This window comes from Pseudomonas sp. ASL3, assembly GCF_056680425.1.
This window is the reverse complement of record NZ_CM155281.1, coordinates 3,773,466-3,789,108: the sequence shown is the minus strand read 5'-3', so window position 1 is coordinate 3,789,108 and position 15,643 is coordinate 3,773,466. Positions and strand designations below refer to the sequence as shown.

At 59.6% G+C, this 15,643-nt stretch carries 15 protein-coding genes; 7 read left to right on the top strand and 8 right to left on the bottom strand.

What is annotated here, in order from left to right; translation table 11 throughout:
• Positions 1–50: 50 nt before the first annotated feature.
• The 3 genes from AC1MEE_RS17555 (at position 51) to AC1MEE_RS17545 (ending at position 3,123) form a co-directional block, all read left to right on the top strand.
• Entirely contained in the window at positions 51–905 is an 855-nt protein-coding gene (locus AC1MEE_RS17555) for a glycine betaine ABC transporter substrate-binding protein (RefSeq protein WP_480410864.1), read from the top strand.
• 251 nt (positions 906–1,156) lie between these two features.
• Entirely contained in the window at positions 1,157–1,468 is a 312-nt protein-coding gene (locus AC1MEE_RS17550; protein ID WP_480410863.1) for a DUF485 domain-containing protein, read from the top strand.
• Positions 1,465–3,123, top strand: coding sequence for a cation acetate symporter (locus tag AC1MEE_RS17545; protein ID WP_480410862.1), 1,659 nt, complete (start codon positions 1,465–1,467; stop codon positions 3,121–3,123). Before AC1MEE_RS17550 ends, AC1MEE_RS17545 begins: the two co-directional genes overlap by 4 nt.
• 58 nt (positions 3,124–3,181) lie before the next feature.
• Here the strand turns inward: AC1MEE_RS17545 and AC1MEE_RS17540 are convergent, their stop codons facing one another.
• Positions 3,182–3,340: a DUF3309 family protein gene (locus AC1MEE_RS17540; RefSeq protein WP_480410861.1), complete on the bottom strand. Its 159-nt coding sequence runs from the start codon at positions 3,338–3,340 to the stop codon at positions 3,182–3,184.
• A gap of 152 nt (positions 3,341–3,492) precedes the next feature.
• Between AC1MEE_RS17540 and AC1MEE_RS17535 the strand changes: the two genes are divergently transcribed.
• The 4 genes from AC1MEE_RS17535 to csrA all read left to right on the top strand — a co-directional run bounded on the left by AC1MEE_RS17535 (position 3,493) and on the right by csrA (position 5,734).
• Positions 3,493–3,870 carry a DUF2784 domain-containing protein gene (locus tag AC1MEE_RS17535; RefSeq protein ID WP_480410860.1) on the top strand — a complete coding sequence of 126 codons (378 nt, stop codon included), beginning with the start codon at positions 3,493–3,495 and terminating at the stop codon, positions 3,868–3,870.
• A 106-nt stretch (positions 3,871–3,976) separates the two neighbouring features.
• Positions 3,977–4,792, top strand: a complete 816-nt coding sequence (locus AC1MEE_RS17530; RefSeq protein ID WP_480410859.1) for an SDR family oxidoreductase — start codon at positions 3,977–3,979, stop codon at positions 4,790–4,792.
• A 233-nt stretch (positions 4,793–5,025) separates the two neighbouring features.
• The gene (locus AC1MEE_RS17525) at positions 5,026–5,358 is read left to right on the top strand and encodes a YnfA family protein (RefSeq protein WP_480410858.1); all 333 of its coding nucleotides are present in this window, start codon (positions 5,026–5,028) and stop codon (positions 5,356–5,358) included.
• A 178-nt stretch (positions 5,359–5,536) separates the two neighbouring features.
• Positions 5,537–5,734, top strand: coding sequence for a carbon storage regulator CsrA (csrA, locus tag AC1MEE_RS17520; protein WP_480410857.1), 198 nt, complete (start codon positions 5,537–5,539; stop codon positions 5,732–5,734).
• A gap of 6 nt (positions 5,735–5,740) precedes the next feature.
• Here csrA and AC1MEE_RS17515 read toward each other — a convergent pair whose 3' ends face one another.
• From AC1MEE_RS17515 to AC1MEE_RS17485, 7 genes are all read right to left on the bottom strand, one after another.
• Positions 5,741–5,968, bottom strand: coding sequence for a YheU family protein (locus tag AC1MEE_RS17515; protein ID WP_480410856.1), 228 nt, complete (start codon positions 5,966–5,968; stop codon positions 5,741–5,743).
• 113 nt (positions 5,969–6,081) lie between these two features.
• Positions 6,082–7,278, bottom strand: coding sequence for an osmoprotectant NAGGN system M42 family peptidase (locus tag AC1MEE_RS17510; protein WP_480410855.1), 1,197 nt, complete (start codon positions 7,276–7,278; stop codon positions 6,082–6,084).
• A 107-nt stretch (positions 7,279–7,385) separates the two neighbouring features.
• Complete coding sequence (gene ngg, locus AC1MEE_RS17505; protein WP_480410854.1) at positions 7,386–9,134, bottom strand: N-acetylglutaminylglutamine synthetase; 1,749 nt, start codon at positions 9,132–9,134, stop codon at positions 7,386–7,388.
• A gap of 3 nt (positions 9,135–9,137) precedes the next feature.
• The gene (locus tag AC1MEE_RS17500) at positions 9,138–10,910 is read right to left on the bottom strand and encodes an N-acetylglutaminylglutamine amidotransferase (RefSeq protein WP_480410853.1); all 1,773 of its coding nucleotides are present in this window, start codon (positions 10,908–10,910) and stop codon (positions 9,138–9,140) included.
• A 500-nt stretch (positions 10,911–11,410) separates the two neighbouring features.
• Positions 11,411–12,487: a lipocalin-like domain-containing protein gene (locus tag AC1MEE_RS17495; protein ID WP_480410852.1), complete on the bottom strand. Its 1,077-nt coding sequence runs from the start codon at positions 12,485–12,487 to the stop codon at positions 11,411–11,413.
• On the bottom strand, positions 12,477–14,957 hold the full coding sequence (locus AC1MEE_RS17490; RefSeq protein ID WP_480410851.1) for an ABC transporter permease: 2,481 nt from the start codon (positions 14,955–14,957) through the stop codon (positions 12,477–12,479). Before AC1MEE_RS17490 ends, AC1MEE_RS17495 begins: the two co-directional genes overlap by 11 nt.
• 1 nt (position 14,958) lies before the next feature.
• A complete protein-coding gene (locus AC1MEE_RS17485) occupies positions 14,959–15,627 on the bottom strand; it encodes an ABC transporter ATP-binding protein (protein WP_480410850.1) in 669 nt (222 codons plus the stop codon).
• Positions 15,628–15,643: the final 16 nt, after the last annotated feature.

The window sequence follows — 15,643 nt, the reverse complement described above, 5'->3', positions numbered from 1 at the left end:
GTTCAAGATGCCCGACCGTCGTCGGGTGCAGCTCTTTCGGGGAAGTAACGATGAAGATGCGACTAATCCTTGGCGCTGGTGCCGCTCTTGCACTTGCGATCAGTTCTACCTTGGCCCTTGCAGATGCCAAACCCCAGTTGAGCATCGGCTATGTCGACGGTTGGTCCGACAGCGTTGCCACGACTAACGTGGCCGCTGAAGTGATCAAGCAAAAGCTGGGTTATGACGTCAAGCTGGAAGCGGTTGCGACCGGGATCATGTGGCAGGGCGTTGCCACCGGCAAACTCGACGCGATGCTGTCAGCCTGGCTGCCAGTGACCCATGGCGAGTATTGGGCCAAGAACAAGGACAAGGTTGTCGACTACGGTGCCAACTTCAAGGATGCGAAAATCGGTCTGATCGTTCCCGAGTACGTCAAAGCCAACACCATCGGCGACTTGAAAACCGATGAGTCCTTCAAAAATAAAATCGTCGGGATCGATGCCGGTTCAGGCGTGATGCTCAAGACCGACCAGGCGATCAAGGATTACGACCTGACCGGTTACAAACTGCAGGCCAGCTCTGGCGCTGCGATGATCTCCGAGCTGACCCGTGCCGAAAACAAGAAAGAGTCCATCGCGGTCACCGGTTGGGTGCCGCACTGGATGTTCGCCAAGTGGAAACTGAAATTCCTGGAAGATCCAAAAGGCGTCTACGGCGCGGCTGAAACCGTCGACAGCGTCGGCAGCCTGGGCCTGGAGAAGAAAGCACCGGAAGTCGTAGCTTTCCTGAAAAAATTCCAGTGGACCTCCAAGGATGAAATCGGCGAAGTCATGCTCGCTATCCAGGATGGCGCCAAGCCTGAAGCCGCAGCGAAAGATTGGGTTGCCAAACACCCTGAGCGTGTCGCCGAGTGGACCAAGTAAAACGCTTTAACAACCTCTAGTCAGCACCTCTCAAGGCCGTCTGGTATCAACGCCAGACGGCCTTTTGCATGGCTGTCGATGCATTAATCGGTTATTCCCTCTCTGATTCGTTCCAGACACTACGCTTAAAGGGTGCAGGAGCGTATTTCTACGACTAATGTCGTTCTAATACTAAGGTCGTCTGGAGTAGGTGCTGGAGCAGACTAAAGTGGAATACGTTCCAACTCATCTGTGCTGCGAGGACAAAAATAATGAACGACAGCATTTACCTCTCGATTCAAAACAGCCCCCGTTTCAAGGAGCTGGTTTCGAAGAGAGAACGTTTCGCCTGGATTCTCTCGGCGATCATGCTTGGGCTTTACGCGGGCTTCATCTTTTTGATTGCATATGGGCCGCATATTCTCGGGGCCAAGATAAGCCCTCAATCATCGATCACATGGGGGATTCCGATAGGAGTCGGGCTGATTCTTTCAGCTTTTATCCTGACTGCGATCTATGTACACCGGGCCAACGGTGAATTCGACGACCTGAACAATGCGATTCTCAAGGAGGCTCAGCAATGATCCGGCGTCTATTAACGGCCATTGGCCTTGCTGTATTCGCACCGACGCTGTGGGCGGCTGAAGCGCTGACGGGTGCTGTGCAGAAACAACCGCTGAACGTGTCGGCGATCATCATGTTCGTTGGCTTTGTTGGCTTGACCCTGTGCATTACCTACTGGGCGTCCAAACGCACCAAGTCGGCGGCGGATTATTACGCGGCGGGCGGTAAAATTACCGGTCTCCAGAACGGTCTGGCGATTGCCGGCGACTACATGTCGGCTGCCTCCTTCCTGGGGATTTCCGCGCTGGTGTTCACCTCCGGCTACGACGGCCTGATCTACTCGATCGGCTTCCTGGTGGGTTGGCCCATTATTCTGTTCCTGATCGCCGAACGCCTGCGCAACCTGGGCAAATACACCTTCGCTGACGTGGCGTCCTATCGCCTCAAGCAGAAAGAGATTCGCACCCTGTCTGCCTGCGGTTCGCTGGTGGTTGTAGCGTTTTACCTGATCGCGCAGATGGTCGGTGCCGGCAAGCTGATCCAGCTGCTGTTCGGCCTGGACTACTATGTTGCAGTGGTTCTGGTTGGCATCCTGATGTGCATGTATGTCCTGTTCGGCGGCATGCTGGCCACCACTTGGGTGCAGATCATCAAGGCTGTCATGCTGCTGTCTGGCGCGACCTTCATGGCAATCATGGTCATGAAGCACGTTAACTTCGACTTCAACACCCTGTTTTCCGAGGCGATCAAGGTCCACCCTAAAGGTGAGGCGATCATGAGCCCGGGCGGCCTGGTGAAAGACCCGGTGTCGGCATTCTCCCTGGGGCTGGCACTGATGTTCGGTACCGCTGGCCTGCCACACATTCTGATGCGCTTCTTCACCGTGAGTGACGCTAAAGAAGCCCGCAAATCGGTGCTCTACGCTACCGGCTTCATCGGCTACTTCTACATCCTGACTTTCATCATCGGCTTTGGCGCAATCCTGCTGGTCAGCACCAACCCGGCCTTCAAAGACGCTGCCGGCGCGCTGATAGGCGGTAACAACATGGCCGCGGTGCACTTGGCCGACGCGGTCGGTGGCAGCTTGTTCCTGGGCTTCATCTCGGCCGTGGCCTTTGCCACCATTCTGGCGGTGGTTGCCGGCCTGACCCTGGCCGGTGCAACGGCGGTGTCTCACGACTTGTATGCCAGCGTAATCAAGGCAGGCAAAGCCAACGAAAAAGATGAGATTCGTGTATCGAAGATCACCGTTATCTTATTGGCGATCCTGGCGATCGGCCTAGGCATTCTGTTCGAAAACCAGAACATCGCGTTCATGGTCGGCCTGGCGTTTTCCATCGCGGCAAGCTGCAACTTCCCGGTCCTGCTGCTCTCCATGTACTGGAAAAACCTGACCACCCGTGGCGCCATGATCGGCGGCTGGATGGGCTTGATCAGCGCCGTTGGTTTGATGGTCCTCGGTCCAACCATCTGGGTGCAGATCATGCATCACGAAAAAGCCATCTTCCCGTATGAATACCCGGCGCTGTTCTCTATCGCCATCGCCTTTGTCGGGATCTGGTTCTTCTCGATCACCGACAAGTCCAAAGCGGCAGAGGGCGAGCGCGCCTTGTTCTTCCCGCAATTCGTCCGTTCGCAGACTGGCCTGGGTGCCACCGGTGCGGTGTCTCACTAACACGCGTTGATGCAACGAAAAAAGCAGCCTACGGGCTGCTTTTTTATGGGGGTTGAGCCTAGATTTTGCCGAGCAGGACCAGAATCAACAGGATGATCAGGATAGTACCGATGATGCCCGATGGCCCGTAACCCCAACTTCTGGAGTGCGGGAATACCGGCAGACCGCCAACCAACAGCAGGATTAGGATAATGATAAGAATTGTGCCGATGCCCATGACGAGTTCCTTTTATGTTCTCGGTTAATGGCTTGGGCAGTTCACGGATTCAACGCTCGATGCGTAAAGTGCGTACTGCTTAAATAATCCGACTACTGCCGTTGTGAAAAAGTCCGTTTGTCGTGAAGTAAACCTTTAGATGGATAAGAAATATGCTTTATCGCGTCGCCGCCGATGCCGTGGTGTTCATGCATGTGCTGTTCATCGTCTTTGCCGTGTTCGGCGGCTTGCTGGTCGTGCGCTGGCGCTGGCTGATAGCGCTGCATATTCCTGCCGTTGTGTGGGGCGCGGTGGTCGAGTTCTTTCATTTGTACTGCCCGCTGACACCCCTGGAAAACGCGTTGCGCATGCGGGCCGGCGATCAGGGTTACAACGGTGACTTTGTCGAGCATTACCTGATCCCGCTGATCTATCCCGTGGGGCTGACATCCCGAACACAGCTGTGGTTGGGTGCTGTGGTGTTGCTGATCAACGGGCTGGTCTATGTCTGGCTGACGATCCGCTACTGGCGTCGACGCAAAGCCTTATAAGCCGTGGGTTTGCCTTTGGCATTCAGCAATCTGATGGTAGGTCGGTGCGGCGATGACCTTGGCTACACTGCGGCTCATCTTCCCCGGAACAACAAGGCAGTTCCCTATGCAAAACCGCATGATGATCACCGGCGCCGGGTCAGGCCTGGGTCGCGAAATCGCGCTGCGCTGGGCCCGTGAGGGCTGGCAGTTGGCGTTGTCGGATGTCAGCGAGCCCGGTCTGCTGGAAACCCTGAGGCTGGTGCGCGAGGTGGGCGGTGACGGTTTTATCCAGCGCTGTGACGTGCGCGATTACAGTCAACTGACGGCCTTCGCTCAGGCGTGCGAAGAAAAATTCGGCGGCATCGATGTGATCGTCAACAACGCCGGCGTTGCCTCCGGTGGCTTCTTCAGCGAGCTGTCGCTGGAGGATTGGGATTGGCAGATCGCGATCAACCTCATGGGCGTGGTCAAGGGCTGCAAGGCGTTTTTGCCGCTGCTGGAAGCCAGCAAGGGCAAGATCATCAATATCGCCTCGATGGCCGCCTTGATGCAGGGCCCGGCCATGAGCAACTACAACGTGGCCAAGGCTGGCGTGGTGGCGCTGTCGGAAAGCCTGCTGATCGAACTGCGTCAAGAGGAAGTCAGCGTACACGTGGTATGTCCGTCGTTTTTCCAGACCAATTTGCTCGATTCCTTCCGTGGCCCGACACCGGCGATGAAAGCCCAGGTTGGCAAACTGCTGGAAAGCTCGCCGATCAGCGCCAGCGACATCGCTGACTACATCTTCGAACAGGTGGCCAAGGGTGAATTCATGATCCTGCCCCACGAGCAGGGACGCATGGCCTGGAAGTTGAAACAGAAAAATCCACAGATGCTGTACGACGAAATGGCCTCCATGTCGGACAAAATGCGCGCCAAGGCCAAACAAAGCCGCGAGTAGGACAGAGTTGACTGGATCAACTGTAGGAGCTGCCGCAGGCTGCGATAAGGTCCGCAGGACCTTCTGCGTGTTTGATTGCAGCGACCGCTTCGGTCGGACGCGACCCCGGGGCGATCGCAGCCTGCGGCAGCTCCTACAGTTGGTGTGTGTCTGACGCGGCCAAACTTGCTCTTGAACACGCTCGCAGTTAGGGTTGCCGGCATCTGTTCCAGCAACCCTGACGAGATGCCGACGTGCTCAACTATCTGTGGTTTTTCCTCGCGGCGTTGTTCGAGATTGCCGGTTGTTACGCATTCTGGATGTGGTTGCGGTTGGGCAAGAGCATCTTGTGGCTGGTGCCAGCGCTGCTCAGCCTGACGCTGTTCGCCTTGTTGCTGACCCGAGTCGAAGCCACTTATGCCGGGCGTGCCTACGCCGCGTATGGCGGTATTTATATCGTCGCGTCCATTGGCTGGCTGGGGCTGATCGAGCGGATTCGACCGCTGAATTCCGATTGGCTGGGGGCCGCCTTCTGTGTGATTGGCGCCAGTATCATCTTGTTTGGTCCGCGATTCTCTAACACCTGATAAGCCAAAAACTTACCCCGCATGGCGACTTTTCCCATGCTTTTCATCGGTAAGTGGTCCCGTTCCGTAGGATAGGTCTGGCGGCATCGAAGGGCGTTACTGATTTACCGCAGGTGCATTGAAGGGGCCAGTTTCGCCGGGCAATCTTCGCTCTTTGTAACAAAAGAGGGCGGACAAAATGCTTGTACTGACGCGAGAAGTTGGAGAGATCTTTTCAATCGGCAATGACATCACCGTGCAGATACTGGGCGTGAACGGCAATCAGGTTCGGCTTGGGATTACAGCGCCCAAGCACATCAAGATCCATCGTGCTGAAGTCTACAGGCGCATTGCCAAACGCCTGGCGCAGCAAGAGCCGCAGCAACCCACTGCGTGATCGGCCTCAGTCGAACCATTCCTTGGGCACGTCGTGTTTGAGCATCAATTGGCACTGCTGACTTTCCGGTTCGAACACGATCACCGCCTGCCCTTTGCTCAGGGCATGGCGCACCCTGAGTACGCGGGTTTCCAGAGGCGTCTCATCACCATTGTCGGTACCGTCACGGGTGACGAAATCCTCGATCAGGCGGGTGAGGGTGTCGGCTTCAAGTTGGTCGTAGGGGATCAGCATGGGGTTCTCGCATGAATTCCCGGCGATGCTAGCGCGCTTGAGGTCAGCAGGCTACATCCCTTAAGGAAGTTTCAGTCAGGGCAGCGTGCGGTTCTCCCACGCTGCCCGAGACCTCAAACCTCCTCGGTGCGCTGTCCGATCAGACTGTCCACGGTTGGCACGCGGGTATCGGATTCCATCTGCGCGTCATGTTCGAGCTGATGGCTGAAGCGCTCCAACGACCCTTTTGCCGGTTGGGCATCGCTGGCGAACACGGGCGGGCTGAGCATATAGGCGCCCAGCAGACGACTCAGGGCGCTCAGGCTGTCGATGTGGGTACGTTCATAACCATGGGTCGCATCGCAACCGAAGGCGAGCAGGGCGGTACGGATGTCATGCCCGGCCGTGAGCGCCGAATGGGCGTCGCTGAAGTAGTAGCGAAACAAATCCCGACGCACCGGTAATTGGTTTTCGACTGCCAGACGCAACAGGTGCCGCGACAGGTGATAGTCGTAAGGCCCGCCGGAATCCTGCATGGCGACACTGACCGCATGCTCGCTGGAATGCTGGCCGGGGGCGACCGGCGCGATGTCGATCCCGACGAACTCACTGACATCCCACGGCAACACCCCCGCTGCACCGGTGCCGGTTTCTTCGGTGATGGTGAACAGCGGGTGGCAGTCGATCAACGGCTCGGCGCCGCTGTCGATAATCGCTTTGAGCGCTGCCAGCAGGGCTGCGACGCCGGCCTTGTCATCCAGATGCCGTGCGCTGATGTGGCCGCTGTCGGTGAATTCCGGGAGTGGGTCGAACGCGACGAAATCGCCGATGCTGATCCCCAGTGATTCGCAGTCGGCGCGGGTGCTGCTGTAGGCATCCAGGCGCAGCTCGACATGGTCCCAACTGATCGGCATTTCATCCACCGCCGTATTGAACGCATGCCCGGAGGCCATCAGGGGTAACACGCTGCCGCGGATCACGCCAGTGTCGGTGAACACACTGACCCGGCTGCCTTCAGCGAAGCGGCTGGACCAGCAGCCAATGGGTGCAAGGGACAGGCGGCCATTGTCCCGGACCGCTCGCACACTGGCGCCGATGGTGTCCAGATGCGCGGAGACGGCGCGGTCGGGGCTGTTCTGCTTACCCTTCAAGGTCGCGCGAATGGTTCCGCGTCGAGTCAGTTCAAAGGGGATGCCCAGCTCTTCGAGGCGCTCGGCGACGTAGCGCACGATGGTATCGGTGAACCCGGTGGGGCTGGGAATCGCGAGCATTTCCAGCAGGACTTTCTGCAGGTAATTCAGATCCGGTTCGGGGATTTTTGCAGTACTCATGGTGGGGCTCCAGACAAATGTAGGAGCGGGCTTGCCCGCGATAGCGGCGTTTCTGGCACACCGCGTCAAGCAAATCGCGGGCAAGCCCGGCTCCTACAAGGGTTGTGTCAACTGTGCGCCGGCAAACTGTGGGGAAACAACAAATCGACAAAACGTTCGGCGGTCGGTTGCGGTTCATGGTTGGCCAGGCCTACCCGTTCGTTGGCTTCGATAAACACGTACTCCGGCTGATCGGCGGCGGGCACCATCAGGTCTAGACCCACCACCGGAATATCCAGCGCCCGCGCCGCGTGTATCGCGGCATCGGCCAGTACCGGATGCAGAATGGCGGTCACATCTTCCAGGCAACCGCCGGTGTGCAGATTGGCCGTGCGTCGAACGGCCAGACGCTCACCCGGAGGCAACACGCTGTCGAAGTCGTACCCCGCATCTCGCACCGTGCGTTGGGTTTCTTCATCCTGCGGAATACGGCTTTCCCCTGACGTAGCAGCCTCACGGCGTCGGCTTTGCGCTTCGATCAGCGCACCGATGGCATGGTGACCGTCGCCGATAATTTCGGCCGGCCGGCGGATAGCGGCGGCGACCACCTCGAAGCCAATCACCACGATGCGCAGATCAAGCCCTTGGTGATAGCTCTCAAGCAACACACGGGTGTCGAACGCGCGAGCACGCTCGATGGCCCCCTGGACGTCTTCGAGGGTACGCAAATCCACGGCAACCCCCTGACCTTGCTCACCGTCCAGCGGCTTGACCACGATGTGCCCGTGTTCTTGCAGAAACACCAGATTGTCATCAGCGTTACCTGCCAATTGCTGGGCCGGCAATTTCAAGCCGGCCGCCTTGAGCACTCGGTGGGTCAGACTCTTGTCCTGACACAAGGTCATGCTGACGGCGCTGGTCAGGTCACTCAGGGATTCACGGCAGCGCACCCGACGTCCGCCATGACTGAGGGTAAACAGACCGGCATCGGCATCATCGACCTGCACGTCGATGCCCCGGCGAAAGGCTTCCTCGACGATGATCCGTGCATAAGGGTTGAACCCTGCTTGCGGGCCGGGGCCGAGAAACAGCGATTCGTTGATCCCGTTCTTGCGTTTGATGGCGAAGGTCGACAGGGTGCGGAAATCGAGCTTGGCGTACAGATCTTTCGCCTGTTGGTTGTCGTGCAGCACCGAGAGGTCGAGGTAACTCAAACCACGGCTCATGAAATGCTCGATCAAATGCCGCACCAACACTTCACCCACGCCGGGCCGTGTGCAGTTCGGGTCAACCGCCAGGCACCACAAGCTGCTGCCGTTTTCCGGGTCGTGGAAGGCTTTTTGGTGATTGAGGCCCATCACGCTGCCGATCACGCTATTGCTGCTTTCGTCTTCGGCCAACCAATACACCGGCCCACCTTGATGGCGCGGGGTCAGCAGGGCCGGGTCGATGGGCAGCATGCCGCGCGCCAGGTACAGGTTGTTGATCGACTGCCAATCCGCCTCGTTTTGCGCGCGGCGAATGCGAAAGCCGCGAAATACGCGCTGCGCCGGCCGGTAATCGCTGAACCACAGGCGCAAGGTGTCGGACGGGTCGAGGAACAACTGTTGCGGCGACTGCGCCAGCACTTGCTGGGGCGCCGCGACGTACAGCGCGATGTCGCGCTCGCCGGGCTTTTCGTTGAGTAAATCATTGGCCAGTGCCGCAGCGTCGGGATAGGTGTGGCCGATCAGCAATCGACCCCAGCCGCAATGCAGGGCCAGCGGTTGGGCGTCGGGCTCGCTGCCGTCTTCAGCGAAGCGCGCTTGCAGGCGTTCATAAGAAGGCGCCTGGCCGCGCAGTAGTCGTTGGCTGATAGCCGAAGCGTTGTGTTTCATCGATCAAAGTCCTTGTTCGCTGAGCCACAGGTTCAGCGCTGCGAGCTGCCACAGCTTAGAACCGCGCAATGGGGTCAATTGGCCGTCGGGATCGGTCAGCAGGCTGTCGAGCATGGCCGGGTTGAACAGGCCGCGGTCCTGACTCGGGTCGAGCAACAGGTCGCGCACCCAATTGAGCGTGTCGCCCTGCAAGTGCTTGAGCCCCGGCACCGGAAAATAGCCTTTTTTGCGGTCGATCACTTCGGACGGGATTACTAGCCGCGCGGCTTCTTTGAGCACCTGTTTGCCGCCGTCGGGCAACTTGAAGCGCCCCGGTACTCGCGCTGACAGCTCGACCAGTCGGTGGTCGAGAAACGGCGTACGCGCTTCCAGACCCCAGGCCATGGTCATGTTGTCGACGCGTTTCACCGGGTCATCGACCAGCATGATGGTGCTGTCCAGCCGCAGGGCTTTATCCACAGCGGCGTCAGCACCGGGCTGGGCAAAATGTTCGCGAACAAAATCACCCGCGGCGTCATTGGCGGTCAGCCACTGGGGTTGCACGGTGGCGACGTATTCGGCATGGCTGCGGTCGAAGAACGCATTGCGATACGCCGCATACGGGTCACTGGCGCCATCCACTTGCGGGTACCAGTGATACCCGGCGAACAGCTCGTCAGCGCCCTGGCCGCTCTGCACCACCTTGCAGTGCCTGGCGACTTCCCGCGACAGCAGATAGAACGCGATGCAATCGTGGCTGACCATCGGCTCGCTCATGGCGCGGAACGCCGCAGGCAGTTGTTCGATGATCTCGCTTTCGTTGATGCGCAATTGATGATGCTGGGTGCCGTAGTGCCTGGCGATCAGGTCCGAATAGTGAAATTCGTCGCCGCGTTCGCCGCCAGCATCCTGAAAGCCGATGGAAAAGGTCGACAGGTCCTTGACCCCGACTTCACGCAACAAGCCGACCAGCAGGCTCGAATCGACGCCGCCAGACAACAGAACGCCGACATCCACCGCGGCACGTTGACGAATCGCCACCGCCTCACGGGTGCTGTCCAGCACACGATCACGCCAGTCTTCCAGGGTCAGGTGCGCTTCATCGGCGCGCGGGCCATAGGGCAGGCGCCACCAGACTTTTTGCTCGGACTTGCCGCTGGCGTCGATGCGCATCCAACTGGCAGGCGGCAATTTTTCGATACCCGCCAACAAGGTGCGTGGCGCCGGGACCACGGCATGGAAGTTCAGGTAGTGGTTCAGCGCGACCGGGTCGAGCATCGGGCTGATATCGCCGCCCTTGAGCAACGCGGGCAACGTCGAGGCAAACCGCAGACGTTTGTCGGTGTGCGACAGGTAAAGCGGTTTGACCCCGAGTCGATCGCGAGCGATGAACAACGTCTGGGTGTCACGTTCCCAAATGGCGAAAGCGAACATGCCGTTGAGCTTAGGCAGCAGATCGGCGCCCCAGGCGTGGTAGCCCTTGAGCAGCACTTCGGTGTCGCCACCGGAATAGAACGAATAACCGAGTGCTTCCAGTTCAGCGCGTAATTCCGGAAAGTTGTAGATGGCACCATTGAACGCCAGAGACAGACCGAGTTGGTGGTCGACCATAGGCTGCGCCGAGCCCTCGGACAGGTCCATGATCTTCAGCCGACGGTGCCCCAGGGCAATCGGCCCTTGGCTATGAAAACCCCAGGCGTCAGGTCCGCGAGGGGCTAAATGATGGGTGATCCGTTCGACAGCGGCGAGGTCCGCCGGTTGATGGTCAAAGCGCAGTTCTCCAGCTAATCCGCACATAAATTCCTTACCGGGTTTCCGTTGGGGAGTGGTCGGCGATTGATCGCCTACACCAGAAACTGACCGGTGGGATTTACGAGAGTTTTAGATTGTTCGGTTATAAGGACGAAGGGCCGGGCCGCCGGATGACCGCGCCGAGCCCTTCGCAGCAGGACGCGTAGTTGCAAGCCTGCGCCCACAGATGTGGCGGCGTCCATGAAACCTGTGGGAGGCCTCGCCGCGTCTTCGACGCCGCGCTGTCGCGCAGCAAACTGGGGCTCGATTCTGCCCGGAGGGCGTAGGAGCTGACTTGTCTGCGAAAAGGGCCGAAGGACCTTCCAACGGTGGTGAGTTCACTACTTTTGCGAGCGCTTCGCACTCGATCGCAGACAAGTCAGCTCCTACAGGGGTTCAGCGTTTGGCTGAAAATTCAATAGATTTTATTACTTATTTATCAACGACTTATGCGTTGTTTGATAGGGGCAGGCTTGCCTGCGAACTGTCAATTTGCAAAGCGTTGACTAATACCCCGTCATCTCCAGATACCCCGTCCCAGAATGGCTGCCACTCACCTTCACCGGCCCTTCCCAGTACGGAATGCGCAGGTCCATCCACGCCTTTGGATTCAGGGCTATGGTGGTAATGTCGAGGTGTTTGCCAGGGACTTTTACCGACCAACGGGTCGGCATCTTGCGCCCGGCGACGTCGCTGGATGCCTCTGGAGTGAGCTGAATATCTGACCCCTTGAGCAACTGGGTCTGCCCATCAACGCCGATCCAGGTACCGGTCAGATAGGGTTCTCCCTCCTTCTGCCGCATCCGGTACAGCATCAGTTGCTCGCCGTTATCCAGATGCACGGAAAACCAGTCCCAGCCGGTTTGATTGGCGGTCAGTGGCTGGCTGCTCCACTCGCGGTCGAGCCAGGCGGGGCCGCTGACCTGATAACGTTTGCCAGCGATGTCGAGGGTGCCCGTGGCTTGAAAAAACGGCTGGCTGTAGTAATACGACGCCTGTCCTTGTTCGGATTTTTGACTGAAACCTTGCTCGCCTTGCAACACCAGTGGCTGCTTGGAAGTGAGTTGCAGCTGGTAGCTGAAATCCTGCCCGCGCGCGTGCAATTGCATGTCCGCCAACGGGTTTTCGATGCTTGACTGGCTGTCGAATGTCCAGTCATCGATCCATGCCTTGAACGGTGAAGCGCTGACCCCGGCTTGCTCGACACCGCCACGGGCGTAGCGCTCGGCGGCGTAGTGTTGGCTGGCAGAGGTCACGGCGGCATGGCCCATCCAGACCGTCTGATCGCTCCAGCCCGATTGATGGGGTCCGGCTTTCAGCGCGTTGCGAAACAAGGTCCATTGCACGCCGAAGTTGTGCCCCTGGTCGTCCTTGAGGTTGGCGGTGACGTACCACCATTCGATACGGAAACCGTCGTGGGGGCCGTGATCCTGCGGAAAACTGAACACTTTGCCGGGGACGACCTGAGCGAAGGCCGCAGCCTCATTGCCCAACCCGGCAAAACCTTCGGCAGGTTTTTTGTCGTTATCGCAGGCGCTCAATAGCAGAACGCCAAGCACGAGCACCCACACTCTAATTCTCATTGGCAAACGTCCTCAGCAGATCGGCCGGACGGCTGCGATACAGCTTGATCAACGGCCAGGTCGAAGCCAGCAAGGTCGCCAACAGGGCCAGCGCCATCAACTGCACCAGTTGTGTGGGGAACACCTGCAACGGCAAGCGCCAGCCGAAGGCCTGCACATTGATCACGGCGTCCAGGCACCACGCCAGCAGGAGCCCCAACGGCAGGGCGAGCACCAGGGTCAACACCGCCAGCAGCCAGGTTTGTCCCAGATTGAGCAGCATCAATTGGCGCCGCGTCACGCCCAACGCCCACAGCGGCGCCAGTTGCCCAAGGCGACTCTGGCTCTGGGTCAGCAGGCTGATGAACAGCGCGACACCCGCCACCCCCAGCGTCAGGCTGTTGAGCGCGGCCGTGGCGGCGAAGGTGCGTTCGAAGACCTGCGTGGACCAGCCTTTGAGTTGGCTTTGATCGACGATGCGGATGTCATCCAGGGCAAAGTGCGACTGAAGTTCGCGCACCAGCTGCGGCACGGACGCGCGGGCGATGCGCAGGTTGAAGCGAGTGGGTGACAGCTGCGGCCAGTAGCGCAACAGGTGCCGAGCGTTGACCAGCAAATGGCCCTTGGGATTGCCGTAGTCGGCATAGATCGCGACGATTCGTGGCGACCACTGGCCCTGCGGGACAGGAATCGTCAACTGATCGCCCACCCCGACTTTGAGCCGGCGTGCCAGTTGCTCGCTGAGCATCAGGGTGTCGTCCTGGGCCAGTTGATCCCAGGGATCGCCCGCCACCGATTGCAGCAGCGGCCAGTGTTGGCGATAGGTCGGGTGATCGATCACGCCGAACAGATCGGCGGGCCAGCCCTGCAACTGGATCGAGACCTGATAGCTCGGCAACACGGCGGTGACTGACGGTTGTTGGCTCAGCCAGGTCTGCATATCACGCGCCTGGGCCGGGTTTTCCGGGTTCAGATACAGCTCGGCCGTCAGCCGTTGTTCCAGCCAGTTGCTGAATGTCTGGCGAAATCCCGAGGTCATGCTGCCCGCGCCGATATTGGCGGCCAGCGCCAGCAACAGCGCCATCAACGCCAGGCTCAAGGCGGGTAATTGTTGGCGGCAATCAGCAAGAAACCACTGGCCCAGCACCGAGCGACTGCGACCCAACAGGGCGTCGAGCAGACCATTGAGCAACACCGGTAGAGCCAGCGCCGCGCCCAGCAGCAGGGCGGCCATCAGCACAAAACCGCTGGCCAGACTGTCGCCCAACACCAAGGCAAGCAACGCCACCACGCCTGCAATGGCCGCCACCCAGGCCTGTCGCCGCAGCCAGCGGGCATGGGCCTGATGCCAGGCTTGTGCGTTGGCCAGCGCCAGCAACGGCAGACGTGCCGCTCGCAATAGACTGTTGACGCCGGCCAGCAGCGCGCCGAGCAGGCTTAAACCGACGCCGCTGACCCACCACAGTGGGCTCAGGCTCAATTGTCCGGCCACTTCGGCGCCGTACAGCCCGCGCAGGCTGGCGGCGACATCGGGTAACAGCAGGCTGGCCAAAAAATAGCCGCTGGCGACCCCGGCAATACCCCCCAGCAACGCCAGGCAACCCAGCTCCACACTGAGGCTGATGATCAACATACGGGCGCTGACGCCGCAGGCACGCAAGGTTCTGAGCAGGCCGCGGCGTTGCTCAAGTGCCAGGCCAATGGCCGCATGCACAATGAACAAACCGACAACGAACGAGAGAAAACCCAACGCGTCGAGGTTCAGGTGAAAACTCTCGGTCAAGCGCGCCAGGTTGTTTTCTTCGCCACTGTTCTTCAGCACCAATTGGCCGACCAGTTCGGCGGGCAGCAGCGGATGCGTGGCGGCGAAATCCTTGGGCAGCAGTAACCGCGAGACTTGTTGCGGCATTCCCAGCAGCTGTTGCGCGAAGCCGATGTCCACCAGCAGCAAACCGGGCGCCATGTCTGCCTGGCTGTGCAACGGCGGCAATGGTTGTCCACTCTCGGTCAGCGGTTGCTCGCCTTCGTGATAACCCAAGGCCTGCAAGGTTTGCGGAGCGATCCAGGTGCTGCCCGGCGGGCTGAAAAAGCCGACCCTCTGTGCGATGTCCAGCGCTTGTCCGGCCACCGCCGAACCGCCCGGCAGCGACACCGGTTCGATGCCCATCAATTGCAGACGCAGGTCTTCGTGCCCTTTGAGCGACAGACGCGCTTGCAACACCGGGGACACTGGCCAACCGGCAAGGCGCAGGCTGACGAACAGATTCTGGGCGAAGGTTGCGCCGTTGGGCGCGGTCAGACTGGCCTGTGGTTCGCCGCCGATCAACTGGCTGGCCCGGGCGTAACTTTCCCGCGCCTGACTGTTCAGCGCCTGCACACCGGTCAGCAGACTGGTCGCCAGCCACAGCCCGGTCAGTACGCTGAAAAACTGCACCGGATGCTGGCGCCAATGGCTGAGCAGGGCCCTTAGCGTCCAATAAAACACGCGCATTTCAGCGCTCGCCTGCGTCGGCCACACGCCCGTTATGCAGCAGCACCTTTTTTTCCAGCCGAGCTGCGATTCGTGGGCTGTGGGTAACCATCAACAGGCTGGTCGGGCTGTCGTTCAGCAGATCCAGGAGCAACTGCAGGACTTCATCGCTGGTGGCTTCATCCAGGTTGCCGGTGGGTTCGTCGGCCAACAGCAGGCCGGGGCGCAACGCCAGAGCGCGGCCGAGGGCGACCCGTTGTTGCTGGCCGCCAGACAGTTGTTCCGGGTAACGCTTGAGCAGTGCGCCCAGTCCCAGCCGTTCGATCAATTGCGCTTGCCAGACCGGCTGATAGCGTCCGGCCAGCCGCGCCTGAAACGCCAGATTGTCTTCGACCCGCAGGCTGCTGATCAGGTTGAACTGCTGAAACACCAGGCCGATTTCAGTGCGCCTCCAGTTTGCAAGCTGCGCTTCGTTCATCTGATCCAGACGGCGCCCGCCGATGCGGATACTGCCGCGATCGACCTGATCCAGCCCGGCCACCAGATGCAGCAAGGTGCTTTTGCCGCTGCCCGATTCCCCCATCAGCGCCAGACTGCTGCCGTGTTCGAGCTGCAAGTCGACACCCTGCAACACCGCCAGCGGGCCTTGTGGTGTCGCATAACTCTTGAACACGCCTTGCACCTGAAGCATGGAATCACTCGCCTGA

What these genes read in the sequence shown, in the direction of transcription:
- AC1MEE_RS17555 (WP_480410864.1), top strand. Translation starts at nt 51, where the DNA reads ATGAAGATGCGACTAATCCTTGGCGCTGGTGCCGCTCTTGCACTTGCG.
- AC1MEE_RS17550 (WP_480410863.1), top strand. Translation starts at nt 1,157, where the DNA reads ATGAACGACAGCATTTACCTCTCGATTCAAAACAGCCCCCGTTTCAAG.
- AC1MEE_RS17545 (WP_480410862.1), top strand. Translation starts at nt 1,465, where the DNA reads ATGATCCGGCGTCTATTAACGGCCATTGGCCTTGCTGTATTCGCACCG.
- AC1MEE_RS17540 (WP_480410861.1), bottom strand. Translation starts at nt 3,340, where the DNA reads ATGGGCATCGGCACAATTCTTATCATTATCCTAATCCTGCTGTTGGTT.
- AC1MEE_RS17535 (WP_480410860.1), top strand. Translation starts at nt 3,493, where the DNA reads ATGCTTTATCGCGTCGCCGCCGATGCCGTGGTGTTCATGCATGTGCTG.
- AC1MEE_RS17530 (WP_480410859.1), top strand. Translation starts at nt 3,977, where the DNA reads ATGCAAAACCGCATGATGATCACCGGCGCCGGGTCAGGCCTGGGTCGC.
- csrA (WP_480410857.1), top strand. Translation starts at nt 5,537, where the DNA reads ATGCTTGTACTGACGCGAGAAGTTGGAGAGATCTTTTCAATCGGCAAT.
- AC1MEE_RS17515 (WP_480410856.1), bottom strand. Translation starts at nt 5,968, where the DNA reads ATGCTGATCCCCTACGACCAACTTGAAGCCGACACCCTCACCCGCCTG.
- AC1MEE_RS17510 (WP_480410855.1), bottom strand. Translation starts at nt 7,278, where the DNA reads ATGAGTACTGCAAAAATCCCCGAACCGGATCTGAATTACCTGCAGAAA.
- ngg (WP_480410854.1), bottom strand. Translation starts at nt 9,134, where the DNA reads ATGAAACACAACGCTTCGGCTATCAGCCAACGACTACTGCGCGGCCAG.
- AC1MEE_RS17500 (WP_480410853.1), bottom strand. Translation starts at nt 10,910, where the DNA reads ATGTGCGGATTAGCTGGAGAACTGCGCTTTGACCATCAACCGGCGGAC.
- AC1MEE_RS17495 (WP_480410852.1), bottom strand. Translation starts at nt 12,487, where the DNA reads ATGAGAATTAGAGTGTGGGTGCTCGTGCTTGGCGTTCTGCTATTGAGC.
- AC1MEE_RS17490 (WP_480410851.1), bottom strand. Translation starts at nt 14,957, where the DNA reads ATGCGCGTGTTTTATTGGACGCTAAGGGCCCTGCTCAGCCATTGGCGC.
- AC1MEE_RS17485 (WP_480410850.1), bottom strand. Translation starts at nt 15,627, where the DNA reads ATGCTTCAGGTGCAAGGCGTGTTCAAGAGTTATGCGACACCACAAGGC.